General features: G+C 71.6%; 16 protein-coding genes and 1 pseudogene. 11 read left to right on the top strand and 6 right to left on the bottom strand.

The annotated features are described in order from the left end of the window. The first annotated feature begins 17 nt into the window (after positions 1-17). Both AB0F40_RS07030 and AB0F40_RS07025 read left to right on the top strand, forming a co-directional pair. Complete coding sequence (locus AB0F40_RS07030) at positions 18-950, top strand: aldo/keto reductase (protein WP_357465408.1); 933 nt, start codon at positions 18-20, stop codon at positions 948-950. A gap of 120 nt (positions 951-1,070) precedes the next feature. Beyond that, positions 1,071-2,786: a hypothetical protein gene (locus tag AB0F40_RS07025; protein WP_357465407.1), complete on the top strand. Its 1,716-nt coding sequence runs from the start codon at positions 1,071-1,073 to the stop codon at positions 2,784-2,786. A gap of 31 nt (positions 2,787-2,817) precedes the next feature. Here the strand turns inward: AB0F40_RS07025 and AB0F40_RS07020 are convergent, their stop codons facing one another. After that, complete coding sequence (locus tag AB0F40_RS07020) at positions 2,818-4,200, bottom strand: FAD-binding oxidoreductase (RefSeq protein ID WP_357465406.1); 1,383 nt, start codon at positions 4,198-4,200, stop codon at positions 2,818-2,820. 122 nt (positions 4,201-4,322) lie between these two features. Between AB0F40_RS07020 and AB0F40_RS07015 the strand changes: the two genes are divergently transcribed. From AB0F40_RS07015 to AB0F40_RS07005, 3 genes are all read left to right on the top strand, one after another. After that, complete coding sequence (locus AB0F40_RS07015) at positions 4,323-4,889, top strand: MarR family winged helix-turn-helix transcriptional regulator (protein ID WP_357465405.1); 567 nt, start codon at positions 4,323-4,325, stop codon at positions 4,887-4,889. Between the two features lie 55 nt (positions 4,890-4,944). Continuing rightward, positions 4,945-6,393, top strand: a complete 1,449-nt coding sequence (locus AB0F40_RS07010) for an MDR family MFS transporter (protein ID WP_357465404.1) — start codon at positions 4,945-4,947, stop codon at positions 6,391-6,393. 68 nt (positions 6,394-6,461) lie between these two features. After that, positions 6,462-7,421, top strand: a complete 960-nt coding sequence (locus tag AB0F40_RS07005) for an NAD(P)/FAD-dependent oxidoreductase (protein WP_357465403.1) — start codon at positions 6,462-6,464, stop codon at positions 7,419-7,421. Between the two features lie 142 nt (positions 7,422-7,563). Here AB0F40_RS07005 and dnaG read toward each other — a convergent pair whose 3' ends face one another. After that, the gene (gene dnaG / locus AB0F40_RS07000; protein WP_357465402.1) at positions 7,564-9,528 is read right to left on the bottom strand and encodes a DNA primase; all 1,965 of its coding nucleotides are present in this window, start codon (positions 9,526-9,528) and stop codon (positions 7,564-7,566) included. Between the two features lie 362 nt (positions 9,529-9,890). On the opposite strand from dnaG, the gene AB0F40_RS06995 reads away from it, so the two are divergent. The 4 genes from AB0F40_RS06995 to AB0F40_RS06980 all read left to right on the top strand — a co-directional run bounded on the left by AB0F40_RS06995 (position 9,891) and on the right by AB0F40_RS06980 (position 13,074). After that, positions 9,891-10,064, top strand: a complete 174-nt coding sequence (locus AB0F40_RS06995) for a DUF4236 domain-containing protein (protein WP_171104560.1) — start codon at positions 9,891-9,893, stop codon at positions 10,062-10,064. 121 nt (positions 10,065-10,185) lie between these two features. After that, positions 10,186-11,478, top strand: coding sequence for a deoxyguanosinetriphosphate triphosphohydrolase (locus AB0F40_RS06990; RefSeq protein ID WP_357465401.1), 1,293 nt, complete (start codon positions 10,186-10,188; stop codon positions 11,476-11,478). 131 nt (positions 11,479-11,609) lie between these two features. Further along, entirely contained in the window at positions 11,610-11,867 is a 258-nt protein-coding gene (locus AB0F40_RS06985; protein ID WP_357465400.1) for a helix-turn-helix transcriptional regulator, read from the top strand. Then, positions 11,815-13,074: a HipA domain-containing protein gene (locus tag AB0F40_RS06980; RefSeq protein ID WP_357465399.1), complete on the top strand. Its 1,260-nt coding sequence runs from the start codon at positions 11,815-11,817 to the stop codon at positions 13,072-13,074. The genes AB0F40_RS06985 and AB0F40_RS06980 overlap by 53 nt, the downstream gene beginning before the upstream one ends. 84 nt (positions 13,075-13,158) lie before the next feature. Here the strand turns inward: AB0F40_RS06980 and AB0F40_RS06975 are convergent, their stop codons facing one another. From AB0F40_RS06975 to AB0F40_RS06965, 3 genes are read right to left on the bottom strand one after another with little or no spacing between them, the layout of a single operon-like run. Next, complete coding sequence (locus AB0F40_RS06975) at positions 13,159-14,073, bottom strand: sugar ABC transporter permease (RefSeq protein ID WP_357465398.1); 915 nt, start codon at positions 14,071-14,073, stop codon at positions 13,159-13,161. Next, on the bottom strand, positions 14,073-15,641 hold the full coding sequence (locus AB0F40_RS06970) for an ABC transporter permease subunit (protein WP_357465397.1): 1,569 nt from the start codon (positions 15,639-15,641) through the stop codon (positions 14,073-14,075). Before AB0F40_RS06970 ends, AB0F40_RS06975 begins: the two co-directional genes overlap by 1 nt. Continuing rightward, positions 15,641-16,864: a maltose ABC transporter substrate-binding protein gene (locus AB0F40_RS06965; RefSeq protein ID WP_357465396.1), complete on the bottom strand. Its 1,224-nt coding sequence runs from the start codon at positions 16,862-16,864 to the stop codon at positions 15,641-15,643. Before AB0F40_RS06965 ends, AB0F40_RS06970 begins: the two co-directional genes overlap by 1 nt. A gap of 181 nt (positions 16,865-17,045) precedes the next feature. Between AB0F40_RS06965 and AB0F40_RS06960 the strand changes: the two genes are divergently transcribed. Both AB0F40_RS06960 and AB0F40_RS06955 read left to right on the top strand, forming a co-directional pair. Further along, positions 17,046-18,098 (top strand): LacI family DNA-binding transcriptional regulator, encoded by a 1,053-nt coding sequence (locus AB0F40_RS06960; RefSeq protein ID WP_357465395.1) that lies wholly within the window; start codon positions 17,046-17,048, stop codon positions 18,096-18,098. Between the two features lie 65 nt (positions 18,099-18,163). Continuing rightward, complete coding sequence (locus tag AB0F40_RS06955; RefSeq protein ID WP_357465394.1) at positions 18,164-19,948, top strand: glycoside hydrolase family 13 protein; 1,785 nt, start codon at positions 18,164-18,166, stop codon at positions 19,946-19,948. Positions 19,949-19,993: 45 nt separating this feature from the next. On the opposite strand, the pseudogene AB0F40_RS06950 reads toward AB0F40_RS06955, so the two are convergent. Beyond that, positions 19,994-20,085: pseudogene (locus AB0F40_RS06950) on the bottom strand (F0F1 ATP synthase subunit A); the annotation flags it as partial.

Genomic DNA, 20,085 nt, shown 5'->3' with positions numbered 1-20,085 from the left:
CACCAGAAAAGGACCTCATGAAGACCTTCACCCTCCCCGGGACAGAGCTCACCGCCCCGAACGTCGTCCTGGGCCTGATGCGCATCCAGGAGAAGACGGACGAGGAGGTGCGCACCCTCGTGCGGACCGCCACCGACTCGGGCATCTCGTTCTTCGACCACGCCGACGTCTACGGCTCGGGCCCGCACGGCTGCGAGAAGCGGTTCGCCGAGGCCATGCGGCTGACGTCGTCCGAGCGCGAGCAGCTCGTGCTCCAGACCAAGGCCGGCATCGTGCGCGACGGGCCGTACTTCGACTTCTCGTACGAGCACATCGTCGAGTCCGTCGACGGCTCGCTCGCCGCGCTCGACACCGACTACATCGACATCCTGCTGCTCCACCGCCCGGACGCCCTCGTGGAGCCGGACGAGGTGGCGCGCGCGTTCGACGACCTGTCGGCGTCGGGCAAGGTGCGCTCCTTCGGCGTCTCCAACCACACGCCGGGCCAGATCGAGCTGCTGCGCCGGTCGGTGTCGCAGCCGATCGTCGCCAACCAGCTCCAGCTGTCCGTGACCCACGCCCCGCTCGTGGCCCAGGGTGTGGCCGCGAACATGCAGGCGCTGGACCAGTCGGTCAGCCGCGACTCCGGCACGCTCGACTACTGCCGCCTGAACGACATCACCGTGCAGGCGTGGTCGCCGTTCCAGGCCGGGTTCTTCAGCGGCGTGTTCCTCGGCTCGCCGGAGTACCCGGAGCTGAACGCCGTCATCGACCGGCTCGCAGCGCAGTACGACGTGCCGGCCATCGCGATCGCCACCGCCTGGATCACGCGCCACCCCGCGCGGATGCAGGTGGTGCTCGGCACCACGAACCCCGAGCGGGTGGCGGGCGCGGCCCTCGGTTCCGACGTGCCGCTGACGCGCGCCGAGTGGTACGAGATGTTCCGCGCGGCGGGCTACACCGTCCCGTAACACTGAAGTCGGCGGCGCGCGCCGTCGAGGCGGCGCCGGGGTGAGTACAGGTGCGCGTGGTGAGTGGGGGCCGGAATTTCAAACCCCGGCCCCCACGAGACATCTGCCAGGGTGTTCCACGTGAACACTCCCGAGCCGGACCCGCGCGCGGCACAAGCAGCACCCCCGCCACCTGCGCCGCTCAGCCGCACCAGCGTCCTTACCCTGGTCGCAGCCCTGCTGCTGGCGGTGTCCGGGCTGTTCGCCGTTCCCGGAGCTCTCTTCTCCGCGGCGTACTACACCAACACCTGGGCGGTGGTGGCGTTCGTCGCTCCGATGCTGACGGTGAGCATGCTCGTGCTCGCGGCCGCGGCGGTGGCTCGAGGCTCGCGCATGTTCCTGCTGCTGGTGAGCGTCGGTACCGTGCTGTATCTCGTGGGTCTGGTCTGGCTGGGCCTGCCGGCGAGCGGCGGCCTGCCCACCACCGACGGTTCCGGTCGCCTCTGGTCCGGACCGGCCCAGCTCGGCCTGGCCCTGGTCACGCTCGCCCTTGCCTGGTGGATCACCTCGCGCACGGAACGCCGGCCGTGGGCGCCGCTCGTCCTGGTTGCGCTCGCCCCAGTCCTGGGACGGATCTCTGGAACAGGCCCTTACTGGGATGTGGCGTGGCTGCCGGTCCTCTTCGTCGCCCTGGGTATACCCGCCGTGCTCACGATCCTCGCGGCGGGCCTCGTCTGCCTGCCCGACCGTGGGCCGCAGATCGCCGGGGCCGCGCTCATCGTTCTCGCCGGCCTGGCTGTGCACGGCTCCTCCCTCGTGCTGGGCCGGCAGCCACTCCCGTACCAGCTCGTCGTGATGGGGCTGGCGCTCGTGTGCGCGGTCGCTGGCATCCTCGCCCGGCCACGGCCGGTGGCGGACGGCGCCGAGCCGCATCCCGGGCCCGAGAACACCGGCCCGCTCGACGAGGCAGCACCCGACGAGGCAGCACCCGGGGCCTCGGCTGCGGCGACCGACGCGGAGGTCATCACGATGTCGGACACGGCGGTCGTCGTCGGGCCGTCGTCGCACATCGGAGCTGACGAGGAGCGCGGAGCCGGCCGGTCCCACGTGCCCGGCCGAACCAGGACGTTGACCCTCACCGCCCTGATGGTGCTGGTACTGACCGTCGCCCTGAACGTGCCGCGCATGTTCGCGCACGGCCCCGGGATTCAGCCCAGCGGCGGCGGCATGGTGTCGCTGACCGGGCTGCTGGTCGACGTGTCCTTGCCGACGGCCTTCGTGCTCGCGGCCGGCGCGGCGACTCTCGCGGTGCGCAGCGTGCTGCTCGCGGCAACCGTCCTTGCGGGGGTCCTGTGCCTTGCCCTGCTGGTGAGCCGGGCAGCAGCAGGTGACACGGTCGCCCTGAGCGAAGGACTGCCTTTCGTCGCGCTCGGCCTGTCGGTCGCGCTCGCGTGGACCGGGGTGCTACGGCCGGGGGTCGGCAGCATTGCGTGGCGCTGGCTGGCGGTGGTGCCGTTGGTGCTCGCGGCCCCAGCAATACGGCTGCTCACCAGCCCCGGCGTCACGGTGTACGCCTCGAACCCGGCGTTCGTGCCCCAGCTCGTGCTGCCGATCCTGGTATCCGGTCTCGGGCCCCTGCTGGCGGCGGCCCTCCTCAGCTACCCGCACCGCCGCACCCGGATCGCCGCGGCAGCACTGCTGGGCGCGGTCGCCATCGCCGCCGTCGTCGGTACGGTCGAGAACGCCGCCGTCGGAATGCGCCTCCTGACAGCCCTGAGCCTGCTCCAGGTAGTCGGCTACGCCGTGACCTGCGTCCTCGTCGTGCGCATGACCCTTGCACCCAGAGCGGGCAGGTAGCCGCAAGGAGCACGCCCGACGAGGACGCAGGTCACGGCGCCACGTTGTGGTTCGACGCGAACAGGTTGCCGGGGTCGTACGTCCGCTTCACCTCGCGCAGCCGGGCGAGTGTCGCCTCGGGGTAGGCGTCGCGCACGTCCTGCTCCGTGGCTGTGCCCATGAAGTTGACGTAGCCCCTGCCGCCGACGCCGAGCTCGCCCGCCGCCGACTCCACCCACTCGCGCAGGGCGGGCGCGGCGTCCGGGTTCGGCACCAGTCCCTGCACGGTGACCATCCAGGCGGCGTCCCGGTGCGCGAAGGCCGTAGCGGACGCGTCGGTGCGGGCGATCGCGCCGCCCATGGGCCGGAGGTTCACCACGGCCACTCCGTGCGTCGCGCCGGACACCGCCTCGATCGCGGCAGCGGACCACGCATCGGAGGGTGCCCAGACGCCGTCGCCGAGGAACCCGGTCCGCGCGGCGGCCGTACCCCCACCGGCCGGCCCGCCAGGACCCGCGAACATCTCGGGATACGCGATCTCGCGCACGCTGTCGTGCACCGCGCCGGGCGCTCGCAGCCGCGCGAGCGACGCCTCCGCCTCCGCCGCCGGGCCCGCGAAGCACACCAGCGCCATGACGAGCGCCTTGCCGTGCAGCTCCGCCGGGATCATCGGCATCGGCGGGGCGATCATCACGTTGACCATGGCCGAGAGCTCGGCCGGCGCCTCGGCGAGCGCCGTCAGGATCGAGGTGAGGGTGCCCGGTTCCGCGGCCCACGCGAGCATGCCGCCCGTGACCACTGGCAGCTCGCGCAGCCGCAGGTCGAGCCGCGTCACGACACCGAGGTTCCCGCCGCCGCCCCGCAGCGCCCAGTACAGGTCGGGATGCTCGTCGGGGTTGGCCTCCACCACCGTCCCGTCGGCGAGGACCACCTCGGCGCCCAGCAGGCTGTCGAGGGTGAGGCCGTCGAGCCGGCTGAGGTAGCCGATACCGCCGCCGAGCGCGAGGCCCGCGATGCCGACGCTCCCGGTGTCGCCGAATCCGGTGGCCAGGCCGTGCTCGCCAGCGGCAGTGACGTAGGCGCCGGCGAGGACGCCGCCCTGCGCGTGCCCGACGCCGGCGGCCGCGTCGATCTCGATGCCGTCCATGAGGCGCAGGTCCAGGACGAGCCCGCCGTCGGCCAGACCGTGCCGGACGTAGCTGTGCCCGCCGCTGCGGACCGCGAGGGGCAGACCCGCCTCGCGTGCGACGGCGAGCACGGCGGCCACCTCGGCGGTGTCCCGTACCCGCGCGATCGCGACCGGGGTGCGTTCAGGGCCGCCCATGAACACCGCCGCCGTCTCGGCGAACGCCGCGGCGGAGGGGGTGAGCAGACGGTCGCCGAGCGCGGCCGCGAGCGGGGCCAGGGTGTCGTCGAGCACTTCGTGGGTAGCCATCTCAAGCCTCCAGGTCGATATCGGAACCTCCGACGTCGATATCGGAACCTCCGGCGCCAACGTTAGGCATCTAAGGATTAGCCGTCAATGCATTTCGGCGGCCACCGAACTACTCTGCGACCATGCGACCAAGTGGGCAGTCCAGCACCGAACCCGGCGGCACGGACCGCGGGACGGGACCGGCCAGGTCCGGGCCGGTCCCGGTCGCGGTCTCGATGTGGCAGTCCGTGCAGCGCGTCATGCGCGCGTTCGACGCCCTGCTCGCCCAGCATGGTGGCAGCTGGCAGGTCTGGCACATCCTGCTCGCCCTGCACCAGGGCACGCCGGCCACCCAGCGCGAGCTGGCCCGCGCCGTCGGCATCCGGGAGGCCACGCTGACCCACCACCTGCGCGGCATGGAGGACCGGGGCCTGGTGGTGCGCACGCGCGAGGCCTCGAACCGCCGGGTCCAGCGCATCGAGGTCACCGCGGCGGGCGGGGCGCTCTTCGATGACCTCAGGTCCGCCGCGATCGGGTTCGACAGCACGCTGCGGGCCTCGATCGGCGACGGCCCCGACGTCGACACGTTTCTCGCGACGCTCGGCCGGCTGGCCGACTCGGTGCCCGCCGGCGGGCGCGACATCGTCCCGGAGGGCTGGCCGGGCGGCACCCCTGGCAACGCCCCGACCGGTTCGTCCGCACGGGAATAGGCGCTGCCCCGGGCAACTTTGTAAGTGTCGTGCAGCACACCCGAAGGATCCTGACATGACCGCGCAGCCCGCCGACGCCGCCGTCGACGTGCGGCTCGGCCTGCGCGGCGACCGCGGCCCGGTCCTCGGCGCGCTGATGCTCTCCACGGCGCTCGTCGCCCTCGACGTCACGATCCTCGCCACGGCGTCGACCACCGTCGCGCGAGAGCTCGGTGCGTTCGAGCAGGTCCCGTGGCTGTTCTCCGCGTACACGCTGGCCCAGGCGGTCACGGTCCCCCTGTACGGGCGGCTGGCCGACGTGTTCGGGCGCAAGCGCGTGATGATGGTGGGGATCGGACTCTTCCTGCTCGGCTCGGTGCTGTGCGCCGTCGCCTGGAGCATGCCGGCGCTCATCTGGTTCCGGGTGCTGCAGGGCCTGGGCGCCGGCGCGATCATGCCGATGTCCATGACCATCGCCAGCGACATCTACACCATCGCGGAGCGCGCCAAGATCCAGGGGTACCTCGCGAGCGTGTGGGCCGTGTCGTCCGTGCTCGGCCCGACCCTCGGCGGCGTGTTCAGCGAGTTCGTGAGCTGGCGCTGGATCTTCTGGGTCAACGTGCCGGTCGCCGCCGTCGCCGCCGTCGTGCTCTGGCGCCGGTTCCACGAGAAACGGCGCGAGGGTATGCGCGAGCCGGTCGACTACCGCGGCGCCGTCCTGCTGACCGGTGGAAGCACGCTCCTGGTGCTGGGCCTGCTCGAGGGCGGCACCGCCTGGGGCTGGTCGTCGCCGCAGTCGATCGGGATCTTCGTCGCCTCAGCGGTGCTGCTCGCGGCGTTCACCGTGTCGGCCCGCAGGAGCGCGCACCCGATCTTCGACCTGCGGCTCCTGCGCCGCCGCGTGGTCGGGGCGTCGACGGCGGCGTCGCTCATGATCGGCGTCATCACGCTGGGCCTGACCACCTACGTGCCCATCTACGCGCAGGGCGTGCTCAGCACCGGGGCGCTCGTGGCCGGGTTCGCGCTGGCCTCCCTCATGGTCGGCTGGCCGCTGGCGTCGACCCTGTCGGGCCGGGTCTACCTGTCGATCGGCTTTCGCTGGACCGGCACCATCGGGGCGGGGACCGTCCTGGCCGGTTCGCTCCTCACGCTCGGCCTGGGCACCGGCTCCCAGTTCTGGCACGTCTCCGCCGCGGTGTTCGTGATCGGGCTGGGCATGGGCATGGTCTCCGTGCCGACGCTGCTGGCCGCGCAGCACAGCGTGGGCTGGAGCGAGCGCGGGGCGGTGACCGCCACCAACATGTTCGCCCGGTCGATCGGGCAGGCCGTCGGCGTGGCCGCGCTCGGCGCCGTGGTGAACGCCGCGACCACGGTGGGCCCGAACGGCGTCCCCGAGGGTCCGGGCCTGGCCCAGGCCATGCACCTGGTGTTCTGGTCCGTCGCCGCGTGCGCCGCCCTGCTGACCGTGACCGCGCTGCTGCTCCCCCGCGACCACCCGAAGGACACGGCCGGCGCAGCGGCTTGACTTCAGGTTGACCTGAAGTCAGATCCTGAGGCAGTACCGCACGACGCCCCAGGAACCGGAGCCCCGCGATGTCCGCACCAGACCCCTCGACCAGCCCCTACGACGCCGTGGTGATCGGCGGTGGCCCGGCCGGGCTGCAGGCGGCTCTCACGCTCGGCCGCATGCACCGGCGTGTCCTCCTGCTCGACTCCGGCGAGTACCGCAACGCGCGCGCCGAGCACCTGCAGAACTTCGTGACGCGGGACGGCACACCGCCGGCCGAGTTCCGCGCCGCGGCCCGCGCCGAGCTGACCGCCTACTCGACGGTGACGGTGCGCGAGGCGGCCGCGACCGCCGTCGTGCCGGACGGCGACGGGTTCCGGGTCGAGCTCGGCGCCGAGCCGGGCGCCGACGGCCCCGAGTCGCTCGCGACCCGCACGGTGCTGCTCGCGACGGGTCTGCGGGACACCCTTCCCGCGATCCCCGGCCTCGACGGGCTGTTCGGTACCGTCGCCGCCGTCTGCCCGTACTGCCACGGGCACGAGCTGAGCGGCAAGCACGTCGCGGTGCTCGGCAACGGACCGCACGTGGCCCGGGTCGCGTTCCTGCTGGAGCGCATCGCGAGCCGCCTCACCGTCCTGGCCGACGGCGGGGACCTCGAACCGGGCATCCGCGCCCAGCTCGACGACGCGGGCGTCGCCGTCCGGCCGGAACCCGTCAAGGAGCTGAACCGCAGCGCCACCGGTGCCACCGTGTCGTTCGCCGAGGGACCCTCCGCTGAGGTGGGCGGCGTCTTCGTGGCGTCCGAGTTCGCCCAGCGTGCTCCGTTCGCGGCGCAGCTCGGTCTGCGGATGCAGGAGTCGGGCGCCGTCGAGGTCGACCCGATGGGCCGGACGAGCGTGCCAGGGGTGTTCGCGGCGGGCGACATGGCGCACACGTCAGCGACGCCGATGCCGCTGGCGTCGGTGCTGGTTGCCGCCGCATCGGGGCTCCTGGCCGCGACGACGGCCGACGGCGAGCTGCTGGCCAGGGCCCACCCGGCCCCGTAGCAGCCGCTGGCCGGCTGGCCGACCGGGTGGTCGGTAGAACGTCAGGTGATCGGTAACCCGGGTTGCCGATCACCTGACGTTTTGCCGACCACCCGTTCCGGTGGCGCGGCCCGGCGTTCCGGTGGCGCGGGCGGGCGCACGGCTAGGCGCTTGCGCTCTCGCGGAGGGTCCGGCGTTCGGCCTCGACCGTCAGGAGCTCGGCGAACGCCGTCTGGTAGGCCTCGGTGTCCGGGTCCAGCCGGCGCAGGCGGCTCTTGGCGTCGGCCACCCGACGACCCAGCACGTGGTCGGCGACGTTCCGCACCACACCCTCGACCACCGCACCGATCGCGGACTCGCGGTCCTCCGGGAGGTCCGCCACGGCGAGCTGCGTGACCAGGCTCGCCACGGCTCCGGGCGCCTGTTCGAGCACGGCCGCGACCCACAGCGCCGTGGAGATCTCACGCCCGGCCGCGACGCCCCCGGCCGCCCGGATCGCGGTGTGCACCGCCTGCCACGCGGGCACGACGAACGCCTCCTCGCCCAGGTCGTCGAACGACGCCGGTACGTGCTGCGGGTACTGGAGCACCGCGACGAGGGCAAGCCACTCGGCGCGCGCCACGGGGTCGCGCAGGTCGGGCGCCGAGACCTGCGGCACGGCACCCGACGGCGGCCCGTCCCCCTCCGGCCCGTTCCCGGTCGACGACGCCGCGGCGCCGGGCTGGCGGTCGCCGCCGGCCCGGTCGGGTGCGCGACGCAGGGACGGTGTCGACGCCGCACGGCCGACCTCCCGGCGCACCTCGTCGATCTCCGTGCCGATCCATCCCGCCACCTCGCGCATGTAGCCGTCGCGCTGGCTGCGGTCCCGGATCCCCACGATCTCCGGGGCCGCGGCCCGCACGGCGGACACCCGGCCCTCGACGGTGTTCAGGTCGAACTGCTTGATCTTGGCCTGGATGACGAAGGCGAACAGCGGCTTGCGGCCGTCGACCAGCGCCCGCACGGCCTCGGGGCCGTTCGCCATGCGCAGGTCGCACGGGTCCATGCCGCCGTCCGCGACGGCCACGTAGGTCTGCGCGAAGAACCGCTGGTCCTCGCCGTACGCACGCTCGGCGGCCTTCTGCCCGGCCGCGTCCCCGTCGAACGTGAAGATGATCTCGCCGCCCACGGTCCCGCCCGACGTCAGCTGCAGGCCACCGCCGGCGGTCGTGTCGCCGAGCAGCCGGCGCACCACCTTGGCGTGGTCGGCGCCGAAGGCCGTGCCGCACGTGGCCACCGCCGTCGTGACGCCGGACAGGTGCGCGGCCATGACGTCCGTGTACCCCTCGACCACCACCACGCGCTTGCCCTTGGCGATCTCCCGCTTGGCGAGGTCGATCCCGTACAGCACGTGCGACTTCTTGTAGAGGCTGGTCTCGGGGGTGTTGAGGTACTTGGGGCCCTGGTCGTCCTCGAACAGGCGGCGCGCGCCGAAGCCGATCACGGCCCCCGTCACGTCCCGGATGGGCCAGATGACCCGGCCGCGGAACCGGTCGTAGATGCCGCGCTGGCCCTGCGACATCAGGCCGCTGGCGACGAGCTCCGGCTGGGTGAAGCCCCGGCCCTGGAGGTGGCGCTGCAGCGCGTCCCAGCCCTTGGGCGCGAACCCGACGCCGAAGTGCTCGGCGTCGGACCGGTCGAAGCTGCGCTCGGCGAGGAACGTGCGCGCCGCGGCGGCCCCCGGGCCCATGAGCTGCTCCGCGAAGAACTCCGCGGCCACGCGGTTGGCCTCCAGCAGGCGCTGCCGCTTGCCCGGCTCCTCGCGGGGCCGGGCGTTGCCGCCCTCCTCGTAGCGCAGCTGCACGCCCGTCTTGCCCGCGAGGTACTCGATGGCCTCGGTGAAGCTCAGCCCGTCCATCTTCATGATGAACTCGATGACATCGCCGCCCTCGCCACAGCCGAAGCAGTGGTAGCGGCCGACGCTCGGCCGCACGTTGAAGCTGGGGCTGCGCTCGTCGTGGAAGGGGCACAGACCCACCAGCGCACCCACTCCGGCGGGCTTGAGGGTCACGTGCGCCGAGACGATCTCGTCGATCCGCGCGCGTTCGCGGACCTGGTCCACATCCTCACGTCTGATCAGCCCGGCCACGCCTGGAAGTCTATGCTCGCGCACCGGACCTCGGCGCCGCCGTCCACAGCCGCACGCCGTCAGGGTTCAGCGCTGCGCCGCCGCGCAGCTCCTGGCGTACTCACCAGGGGCCACGCCAACGGCCCGGACGAAGTCCCCGGTGAAGTGACCGGCGACGCCGGAGGCCGTCCAGGCGGCGAGCGACGCCAGGATGTCATCCCGCGACTGATCAACGGATGACCATGTAGCTGCTGCCAGATCAGGCCCGATCCTGGCAGCAGGTACATGGTCATCCGCAGAACTCTCCGGGAACGAACGCGTGCTTTGCCGGGCTCGTGCGGTTCGGTACGCTTTGCCCCGACCCGAGGAGGAAAGTCAGGAACATGGGAATCCGGTATCGCAAGAGGCTGTCGCTCGGCCCGCTCAAGTTCAACATCACCCAGAAGGGGTTGTCGTCCATGAGCTTCAAGATCGGTCCCTGGACCTGGAACTCCCGGACCAAGAAGCACTCGATCAACCTTCCCGGCGGCCTGAGCTGGTACAGCAACAACAAGTAGGTCCGCCGCGGCGGAGGCAGTGGCCGGGCCCTGCCTCCGCCGACCACACCGGGCTGCGGAAGCGGCAGCGGCAGCGCGGCGGGATTCCGGGGATGTCGGCCAGCGTGACTAGAGTGGACGCGTGGAGCAAGCCCTCGGGAAGAGCATCCCGCCGTCGTACAGCGCGCAGGACGTCGAGCGCTGGGTGTCCGAACCGCCCAAGTCCCAGGCCCGTACCCCGTTCGAACGCGACAGGGGCCGCGTGGTGCACTCCTCCGCGCTGCGGCGCCTCGGCGCCAAGACGCAGGTGCTCGGCGCGGGGCACGACGACTTCGTGCGCACCCGGCTGACGCACTCCCTCGAGGTGGCGCAGGTCGGCCGCGGCATGGGCCGCTCCCTGGGCTGCGACCCCGACGTCGTCGACACCGCGTGCCTCACCCACGACCTCGGCCATCCGCCCTTCGGGCACAACGGCGAGACGGCGCTCGCCGAGATCGCCGAGCCGATCGGCGGCTTCGAGGGCAACGCGCAGACCCTGCGCCTGCTGACCCGGCTCGAGCCCAAGGTGCTCGCCGACGACGACACCCCCGCCGGCCTCAACCTCACCCGCGCGAGCCTCGACGCGAGCGTCAAGTACCCGTGGGCCTACGGCGCCGGCCCCGCGCGGCCGGACGGCACGGCGAGCCGCAAGTTCGGCGTGTACGCCGACGACCTCCCCGTGTTCACGTGGCTCCGCCAGGACGCGCCCGACGGCGTGAAGTGCCTCGAGGCTCAGGTCATGGACCTCGCCGACGACATCAGCTACTCGGTGCACGACGTCGAGGACGGCGTGGTGGCCGGACGCATCGACCTGGACCTCATGGCGGACGCCGCGGAGCGGGCGCGCGTGGCCGAGTACGTGCGGGCCTGGTACGGCGACTGGTACACCGAGGACGCCATCGACGCGGCCATCGGGCGGCTGCAGGACTACCTGCGCGGCGTCGGGCACCTCGTGCGGGCGTTCGACGGGTCGCGCAGGTCCCTTGCCTCGCTCAAGGACATGACGAGCCAGCTCATCGGCCGGTTCATCGGCTCCGCGATCACCGCGACGCGGGCCGAGTTCGGCGAGGGCCCCCTCACCCGTTATGCCGCCCGGCTCGTGGTGCCGGCCGAGACGGAGCACGAGATCCTCGCGCTCAAGGGCATCGCCGTCACCTACGTCATGGCACCGCGCGGCCAGGAGCCCCGCTACCTGCGGGAGCGGGAGATCCTGGCCGAGCTGGTCGGCGTGCTCGCCGACCGCGCCCCGGACGAGCTGGAGACGCCGTTCGCCGCGGACTGGCGAGCGGCGCCCGACGACGCGGGCCGCCTGCGCGTCGTGGTCGACCAGGTCGCGTCGCTGACCGACCTGTCGGCCCAGGCGCTCCACGCCCGGCTGGTCACACCCGGGTCCTGAACCTCTCGGCCGATAGGCTCTGCGAGGCCGGACGCTGGGAACAACGTGAATCAAATTTGACGCGTCGTCGCTCATGACAGAGAATGACTCATATCTGATTCACCACAAATCCCCGAGAGGATGAATCGCATATGATTCAGCGATGGTTCCGCGTCCGCGGCCTCGCCGCTCTCGGCGCCGCCGCGAAGGGGGCCCGGGAGTCCGCCGGTCTCAGCCAGTCCGAGCTAGCCGATCTCATCAGCTCCTCGCGGCCGACGCTCTCACGACTTGAGCGTGGAGTGCCCGTCACCACCGCCGTGCTGACGAAGACGTTGGCCAGTGCCGGTTACGAGATCTATGTCATCCCGCGCGACGCACAGGTCAGTGTGGCCTTCGATGACGCCCACTGAGAACACACTTGCAGTCTGGCTGCACGGGATCCACGTCGCCGAGCTGACCCGACTCCGCAACGGCCGGCTCCGCCTCATGTGGACGCCCGAGGCGATCGCACATTGGGGCGAAGGCGCGTGTCCGTTGTCGCTCTCGTTGCCGACCACAGTGCGTCGCGTCCAGGGTGCGCACCTGGAACGCTATTTCGAGGGCCTCCTGCCGGAATCGCCACTTCGCGGACAGCTTGAACGGGAGAACGGTGTGGCCCCCGACGACGTGTTCGGCCTGCTCCGTGCGCTGGGGGCGGAGTGCGCCGGCGCAGTCCAGGTTCTTCCGTCCGGCACAGCGCCGCCGTCGGGAACGCTCCGCCTTCTCTCCGACGCAGAGGTCGGCAGCGTCGTCTCCGACCTCCCGACGTTGCCGGTCGCGGACGACCTTCCCATGACCGCTTCACTGGGCGGGATCCAGGCGAAGGTCTTGCTCACGGCGACGCCGGACGGCTGGGCATGGCCGCTCGGTGGAGCAGCGTCGACGCACATCGTGAAGCCCGAGCCGATCTCCGACGCGGTGATTCCCGACCTCGTCCGGCTCGAGGACTGGACGATGCGCCTTGCCCGCGCGGCGGGCGTATCGGCCGCGACGACCGAGATCCAAGAGTTCGACGGCCGGACAGCAATCGTCGTCGAACGTTACGACCGTGTCGACGGCGTGCGTATCCATCAGGAGGATCTGGCGCAGGGCCTGGGGCTCGCAACGCGAGACAAGTACGAACAAGAACGTAGCCCTGGCCACCTTGCGGCCCTCGCGAACCAGGCCACCGAGCACGCTGCCGACCCAGAAACATTCCTCGATGCACTGCTCGAACAGGTGACGTTCAACGTCATCGTCGGCAATGGTGACTCGCACGCGAAGAACTACTCCTACATCATCGACGCGCAGGCCCGGCTGCATCCCGCACCGATGTACGACGCGGCCGCAGTCCATCTGGTCGTTCCACGGTATGACCGCTCCGGTCTCGCGGTGAACGGCAAGACGCGGCTGCGGTACATCAAACCGGGCGACCTCGCGGCGGAGTCAGCGACGTGGGGCCGACCGATCGAGCAGTCCAGGGCGCTGGTGGACGACGTCGTGGAGCGAGTACGTCGAGCTGCGAAGGACATTGATGACGATCCGTGCAAGGTACGGGAGAAGGTGCTCGACCGGGTAGCCGATCTCGTTCGGGACTGAAGGCCGAACTCACCTGAGCCGTCCGTCGGTCGGGCTTGCCGAGAAGCGGGTCTCGGCAAGCCCGACCAGCGGGCGCCCGGCTGGTCAGCCCTTGACCGAGCCCGCCGTCAGGCCGCCCACTATGTACTTCTGCAGGAAGAGGAACAGCGCCAGCACCGGCAGCGCCGAGACGACGGCGCCCGCCGTGAACAGCCCCCAGTTCGCCTCCTGCAGCGACGACACCCAGCCGTAGAGGCCGACGGCGAGCGTCCAGCTCTCCTCCGACTGCAGCAGCACGCGCGCGATGATGAACTCGCCGAACGTGCTGATGAAGCTGAGCAGCCCCACCACGGCGAGGATCGGCGCGGTCAGGCGCAGCACGATGGTCCAGTAGATCTGCGCGTGCGAGGCGCCGTCGATCTTCGCGGCCTCGTCGATCTCGCGCGGCACCGTGTTGAAGAACCCGTACATGAGGAACGTGTTCACCCCGAGCGCGCCGCCCAGGTACACGCAGATCAGTGCCAGCTTCGAGTCGAGCCCGAGCACCGGTACGACGTTGCCGAGCGAGATGAGCAGCAGGAAGATCGCCACGAACGCGAGCATCTGCGGGAACATCTGGATGATCAGCAGGGCGGTGAGCCCCACCCGGCGTCCGCTGAACCGGAACCGGGAGAAGGCGTAGGCCGCCGCGGCGCCCATGAGCACGGTCCCGGCCCCCGTCGCGACCGCCACCACCAGGGTGTTGGCCATCCAGGTCCAGAACTCCGTGCCGCCGAGGGCCACGTAGTTGGCGCTCGACACCGACGCGAACAGGTCGTTGGAGCCGGTGAGCGTGCCGCCGTCGGCCAGCGAGGCCGACACGACGTAGACCAGCGGGAAGCCCGCGTAGACGACGGCGAGGACGCCGACCAGGTGCCGCCAGCCGAGGTCGGAGAACCAGCGGGCAGCCGACGGACGCCGGGACGGCGCGGGCCGCCGGGGCGGGGCCGCCGGGCGGGCCGCTGGGATCGTCGTGCTCATCAGGCGATCTCCTCGAGCGATCGGGTGCGCCGGAAGGCGAGGGCGGAGATGGTCGCGACCACCACGAAGATGACTATCGACAGGGCGCTGGCCAGGCCGTAGTCCTTGGACGCGGTGCCGTCGAGCCCGGAGACCGAGTAGACCATCGAGATGAGGATGTCGGTGTGTCCGAGCGGCACCGAGGCGTCGCCGAACCGCGGGCCGCCCCCGGTGAGCATGTAGATCAGCGTGAAGTTGTTGAAGTTGAAGGCGAAGCTGGAGATGAGCAGCGGGGCCGTCGCGACGAGCAGCAGCGGCAGGGTGATGGACCGCCAGGTGCGCCACCGGCCCGCGCCGTCGATCTTCGCGGCCTCCAGCACGTCACCCGGCAGGGACTGCAGCGCGCCGGTACAGATGAGGAACATGTACGGGAACCCCAGCCACAGGTTCACGCCGAGCACCGCCAGCTTGGCGAGCACCGGGTCGGTGAGCCACGGGATCTGGGCCCCGCCGAGCAGCACCTCGTTGACGAATCCGTAGGACCGGTTCAGCATGCCCGACCACAGCAGGGCCGCGAGGAACCCGGGGATCGCGTACGGCAGGATCACCAGCGTCCGGTAGATCCGCCGCCCACGGAGGCGCGCGTCGTTGAACGCGATCGCCAGGAACAGGCCGAGCAGGAACGTCGAGGCCACCGAGAGCACCGCGAACGCGAACGTCCACAGCAGGATCTTGCCGAACGGGCCCGCGTACCGGTCGTCGCCGAACGCCGTGACGAAGTTGTCCAGGCCCACGAGCACGCGCCAGCCCACCGGCAGGGTCGTGCCGTCCGCGGCCTCGAACTGGCCGTCGTCGTTCGGCGTGTAGGTGACGCCGGTCGTGGTGTCCGTCATGGTGTCGGACGGCACGTCGTACGTCAGCGTGGACGTGAAGACGTACCCCGTGCGGGCGTCCTGGGTGCGGATCGAGCCGTCGTTCGGGTCCTCCGAGACGGGCACGCGCAGGTCGGTGACCTCCTGCTGCCGCTCCAGGACCTCGGCGTACTCCAGCACCTCGTACCCGGGAAGGGCGGTGACCCGACCGGCATCCACGGCGGCGCCGTCGACGGCGGTGAGCGGCTCGTCGGCCGTACCCGCCCGCACCTCGCCGTCGGGCGAGACGACGGCGAAGCCGAGCGTCTCACCAGCCGTCACCACCGTGAGGGGGGACGACGGCGAGCCCTCCACCCGACGCTCGTTCTGCACCAGGAGGGCCTCGATCGCCTGCTCCTTGGTCGAGTTGTGCCCGTCGCCGTAGTTGGTGAACGCGACGTAGCCCGTGTAGGCGACCACGTACACCTGGTAGACGAGCAGGAACGCGAGCCCCGGCAGGATGTACTTCAGCGGGAGCGCGCGCTTGCTGAAGTAGGCCCAGTTGGCCACGAGCAGCAGCGCCACCATCGCGGCGAGGATGCCCCACGACTCGGCGCCCCACGCGGCGAGTACCGCGTACACGCCGAGGGCGTCGACCAGCGCGATCAGGACCAGCTTGACGAGAAACCCGGGGCTCCAGCCGGTCCGGCCGGAGCCCCGGGTCGCAGGCGAGGACATCAACCGATCTCGCCCTGGATGTCGGCGACCATCTTGTCCCAGGCCTTGGCGGGGTCGGACTTGCCGGAGACGATCGCGGCCTCGGTCACGCCCCAGTAGGCCCACACGGCGCCCATCTCGGGCAGCGACGGCATCGGGACGGCGTCGGCGCCCACCTGGCGGAAGCCCGCGGTGATCGGGTCCTCCGAGGCGGTGTCGGCGGCCTCGAGCTGGGCCGGCGGCCGGTCCCCCGCCTCGTAGAGTGCGAGCTGCGCCTCGGTGGTGGCCATGTGGTTGACCAGGAAGTCGTTGGCGAGCAGAGCGTTCTCGCTCTGGGCGCTCACGTAGAAGCCGGCCACGCTCACGAAGGGGTGCGCGGGCTCGCCGCCGGCGCTCGGGATCGGGTCGATCGCCAGGTCGAGGTCCTGGAACTGCTCCAGCATCCAGGGGCCGCCCACGATGTACGGGGACTCGCCCTTGGCGAAGGCTGCCACCGCGATGTCGTACGTGACGTCGGTGCTCAGGGTGCCTGCCTCGCCCTGCTCGGCCAGCCACTGCGCGAACTCCGTGCCGCCCTCGCCGCCGAGCGCGAGCTCCGACGCGTAGGAGCCGTCCTCGTTCTGCTCGAACACCGGGGCGCCGAACGACATCTGCAGCGGGTAGAACGTGTAGGGGTCGCCCTCGGTGGAGGTCTGGATCAGCAGCGGGTACTTCGTGCCGGCGTCCCTGCCGGCCGCGATCGCGTCGTCCCAGGTGGCGGGCGCCTCGGGGGCGAGCTCGGTGTTGCGGATGAGCGCGATGTTCTCCACCGCGTACGGCAGGCCGTAGACCTGGTCGTCCTGCGTGAAGGCCGCCACGGAGACGGGCTCGAACGCGTCTGCCGTGTCGCCGAGCTCGATAGGGGCCACGACGCCGTTGGTCGTCAGCTCGCCGAGCCAGTCGTGCGCGCCGACCGTGATGTCCGGGCCCTTGCCCGTCGGCACCTGCGCCAGGAAGTCGGGGCGGATGTCCTCGAAGTTCTTGAGCACCACCTCCACCTCGGCGCCCGTCGACTCCTCGAAGCCGGCAGCCGCGCCCTCGACGGCGGCCTGGCGGGTCTCGTCGACCCAGACGGTCAGGGTGGCGCCCGTCCCGTCGGGCGCGGCCGAGGTCTCCTCGCCGGCTGGTTCCTCCGCGCCGCCCGAGCAGGCGGCCAGCGCCAGCGTCGCGGTCAGCGCAGCGGCGGTCAGGATGCTCCGTCGCATCGTCACTCCCGGTGTTCGCGGCCCGAGGCGGGCCTGGTTCGTTGCCCGAACCGTACGGCCCGATCCGGTAATGTTGCAAGCCGTTGCGATAAGATTGCAGAATCGCTTGCAGCCGGTCATGGACACCGGCGGCGACAACGTGGTGCCGACATCCGGGCATCAGCGGGGACGAGGAAGTCACATGTCACTTAGGCTGCCAGGCGTGCGCACCCGACTCACCGACCTCGCCGAGCAGGCAGGGGTCTCCACCGCGACCGTGTCGCGCGTGCTCAACGGCAAGCCCGGCGTCGCCGGCGAGACGCGGCAGGCCGTGCTCGCCGCCCTGGACGTGCTCGGGTACGAGCGCCCCTCGGCGCTGCGCGCGCGGCCCGCCGGGCTCATCGGCCTGGTCGTCCCGGAGCTGTCCAACCCAGTCTTTCCTGCCTTTGCGCAAGCGATCGAGTCACAGCTCGCGTCGCGCGGCTACACGCCGCTGCTGTGCACCCAGTCGCCGGGCGGCACCACAGAGGACGAGTACGTCGAGACCCTCATCGACCACGCGGTGGACGGCATCGTGTTCGTCTCGGGCAAGCACGCCGACACGCGGGCGTCGACCGAGCGCTACCAGCGGCTGCGCGGGCGCGGGCTGCCGATCGTGCTGATCAACGGGTATGCCGACGGCATCGACGCGCCGTTCGTCTCCCCCGACGACGCCGCCAGCATCGAGCTGTCCGTACGCCACCTGGTGGCGCTGGGCCACCGTCGCATCGGCATGGCGATCGGCCCCGACCGCTTCGTCCCGGCCAAGCGCAAGATCGAGGCGTTCGCGGCCCAGCTCGTGCGGCACGGCCTCGCGGCCACCGAGCAGGAGGCGCGCGAGCACGTGGCCCTCACCCTCTACACGCTGGAGGGCGGCCAGGCGGCGGCCGGAGAGCTGTTCGACTCCGGCCACACCGCCGTCGTCTGCGGCTCCGACCTGATGGCGCTCGGCGCGGTGCGCGCCGCACACTCGCGTGGCCTGTCCGTGCCGGACGACGTGAGCGTCGTGGGGTACGACGACTCCCCCCTGGTCGCGTTCACCGACCCGCCGCTGACCACGGTGCGCCAGCCGGTCGCCGACATGGCGCACGCCGCCGTCAGCGCGCTGCTCACCGAGATCCACGGTGAGCGGGCGCCCCGCTCGGAGCTGCTGTTCACCCCCGAGCTGGTCGTCCGGGGCTCGACGGGCGCCGCCCCCGCCGCTCCGCGGAGCTAGTTCTCTCCCGTACGCTTGCAGCAAGCGTTACAGCCGACATACCCCCCACCACGAGGACGCGACACGTGACACGTACTGCCCCGCTCACCACCGACGACCTCAGCGCCGGAACCCTCGTCCACACCCCCGCCGGGAACGGCGAGTGGTGGCGCGACGCTGTGATCTACCAGGTCTACCCGCGCTCGTTCGCGGACGGCAACGGCGACGGGATCGGCGACCTGCCGGGCGTCACCGCCAAGCTGGACCACCTGAAGCAGCTGGGGGTCGACGCCGTCTGGCTGAGCCCGTTCTACCGTTCCCCCCAGAAGGACGCGGGTTACGACGTCGCCGACTACCGCGACATCGACCCGCTGTTCGGTACCCTCGCCGACTTCGACGAGATGCTCGACGGCGCCCACGAACGCGGCCTCAAGATCATCGTCGATCTCGTGCCCAACCACTCCTCCGACAAGCACGTCTGGTTCCAGGAGGCGCTGGCGGCGGCCCCCGGGTCGGCCGCCCGAGAGCGGTACATGTTCCGCGACGGTCGCGGCCCGGCCGGCGACGAGCAGCCGAACAACTGGCAGTCCATCTTCGGCGGGCCGGCCTGGACGCGGCTGGCGCCCCGGGAGAACGACGGCCCCCTCGGGCCGCAGTGGTACCTGCACCTGTTCGACACCTCGCAGCCCGACCTGAACTGGGAGAACCCGGAGGTCCGCGAGGAGTTCGAGGCGGTGCTGCGGTTCTGGCTCGACCGGGGCGTCGACGGGTTCCGCGTCGACGTCGCGCACGGCATGGTCAAGGCGCCCGGTCTGCCCGACTGGGAGGGCCAGGTGTCGATGGTCGAGGGCACCGTCGCGGAGGGCGACGCGCCGGCCACCGACCCGGGCGCACCCGAGGACGGCTCCACGGGCGCCGGGCACAACGGCCCGATGTTCGACCAGGACGGCGTGCACGAGATCTACCGCTCCTGGCACCGGGTGCTCGAGGAGTACCCGGGCGACCGCTGCCTGGTGGCCGAGGCCTGGGTGGAGCCGCTGAGCCGGCTGGCCCGCTACGTGCGTCCCGACGAGATGCACCAGGCGTTCAACTTCTCGTTCCTCACGGCCCCGTGGGACGCCGCGCGGCTGCGCACCGTCGTCGACGTGTCGTACAACACGATGGACGCGGTCGGCGCCCCGACCACCTGGGTGCTGTCCAACCACGACGTCGTTCGGCACGCCTCGCGCTTCGGCCTGGCCGAGATCGGGGGCCGCCAGCTCAACGGCATCGCGGCGACCGACCCGCAGCCCGACCCCGAGCTCGGCCTGCGCCGGGCCCGCGCCGCGACCCTGCTGATGCTCGGCCTGCCGGGTTCGGCCTACCTGTACCAGGGCGAGGAGCTCGGGCTGCCGGACCACACCGCGCTGCCCGCCGAGGTGCGCCAGGACCCGTCGTTCTTCCGGACCGACGGCGCGGAGCCCGGTCGCGACGGCTGCCGCGTGCCGCTGCCGTGGATCGGCGGTGCGCCGGGCAACGGGTTCGGCTCCACCGGCAAGACGTGGCTGCCGCAGCCGGACGTCTACGCCGACCTCGCGGCCGACCAGCAGTACGGCGTCGAGGGCTCGACGTACGAGATGTACCGGACGGCGCTCGAGCTGCGCCGGTCCGAGAAGATCGGCGGCAGCTCGCTCTCGTGGGTCGACGCCCTGGTCGGTTCTCCCGACGTCGTCGCCTTCCGCGTGGCCGGCGTCGTCGTGGTCGCCAACCTGGGCGCCGAGCCGCTCGTGCTGCCCGCCGACGCACAGGTGCTCGTGGCCTCGGGCGACCTCGCCACGTCGTCGGACGCCGTCGCCGTCCCCTCGGACACGGCGGTCTGGTTCCGCGCCTGAGCTCCGGTGGTCGAGCCTCCGGTGGTCGAGCTTGTCGAGACCGGCGACGAAGAACTGCGTGGCGGCGAAGCAGAGCACGAGCATGATGTGACCGGCGACCATGTTGGCCACGAGTCGCACCATTAGCGAACCCGGTC

Origin of the sequence: Promicromonospora sp. NPDC023987, from assembly GCF_040639055.1 — a bacterium.
Taxonomy (GTDB): Bacteria; Actinomycetota; Actinomycetes; order Actinomycetales; family Cellulomonadaceae; genus Promicromonospora.
The sequence above is the reverse complement of the archived record's forward strand: the minus strand, read 5'-3'. Positions and strand labels throughout refer to the sequence as shown.

Coding starts and splice junctions, on each gene's coding strand:
- AB0F40_RS06985 (WP_357465400.1), top strand. CDS start 11,610: ATGATTCAGCGATGGTTCCGCGTCCGCGGCCTCGCCGCTCTCGGCGCC.
- AB0F40_RS06965 (WP_357465396.1), bottom strand. CDS start 16,864: ATGCGACGGAGCATCCTGACCGCCGCTGCGCTGACCGCGACGCTGGCG.
- AB0F40_RS06995 (WP_171104560.1), top strand. CDS start 9,891: ATGGGAATCCGGTATCGCAAGAGGCTGTCGCTCGGCCCGCTCAAGTTC.
- AB0F40_RS07010 (WP_357465404.1), top strand. CDS start 4,945: ATGACCGCGCAGCCCGCCGACGCCGCCGTCGACGTGCGGCTCGGCCTG.
- AB0F40_RS07020 (WP_357465406.1), bottom strand. CDS start 4,200: ATGGCTACCCACGAAGTGCTCGACGACACCCTGGCCCCGCTCGCGGCC.
- AB0F40_RS07015 (WP_357465405.1), top strand. CDS start 4,323: ATGCGACCAAGTGGGCAGTCCAGCACCGAACCCGGCGGCACGGACCGC.
- AB0F40_RS06970 (WP_357465397.1), bottom strand. CDS start 15,641: ATGTCCTCGCCTGCGACCCGGGGCTCCGGCCGGACCGGCTGGAGCCCC.
- AB0F40_RS07030 (WP_357465408.1), top strand. CDS start 18: ATGAAGACCTTCACCCTCCCCGGGACAGAGCTCACCGCCCCGAACGTC.
- AB0F40_RS07005 (WP_357465403.1), top strand. CDS start 6,462: ATGTCCGCACCAGACCCCTCGACCAGCCCCTACGACGCCGTGGTGATC.
- AB0F40_RS06960 (WP_357465395.1), top strand. CDS start 17,046: ATGTCACTTAGGCTGCCAGGCGTGCGCACCCGACTCACCGACCTCGCC.
- AB0F40_RS06975 (WP_357465398.1), bottom strand. CDS start 14,073: ATGAGCACGACGATCCCAGCGGCCCGCCCGGCGGCCCCGCCCCGGCGG.
- AB0F40_RS06980 (WP_357465399.1), top strand. CDS start 11,815: ATGTCATCCCGCGCGACGCACAGGTCAGTGTGGCCTTCGATGACGCCC.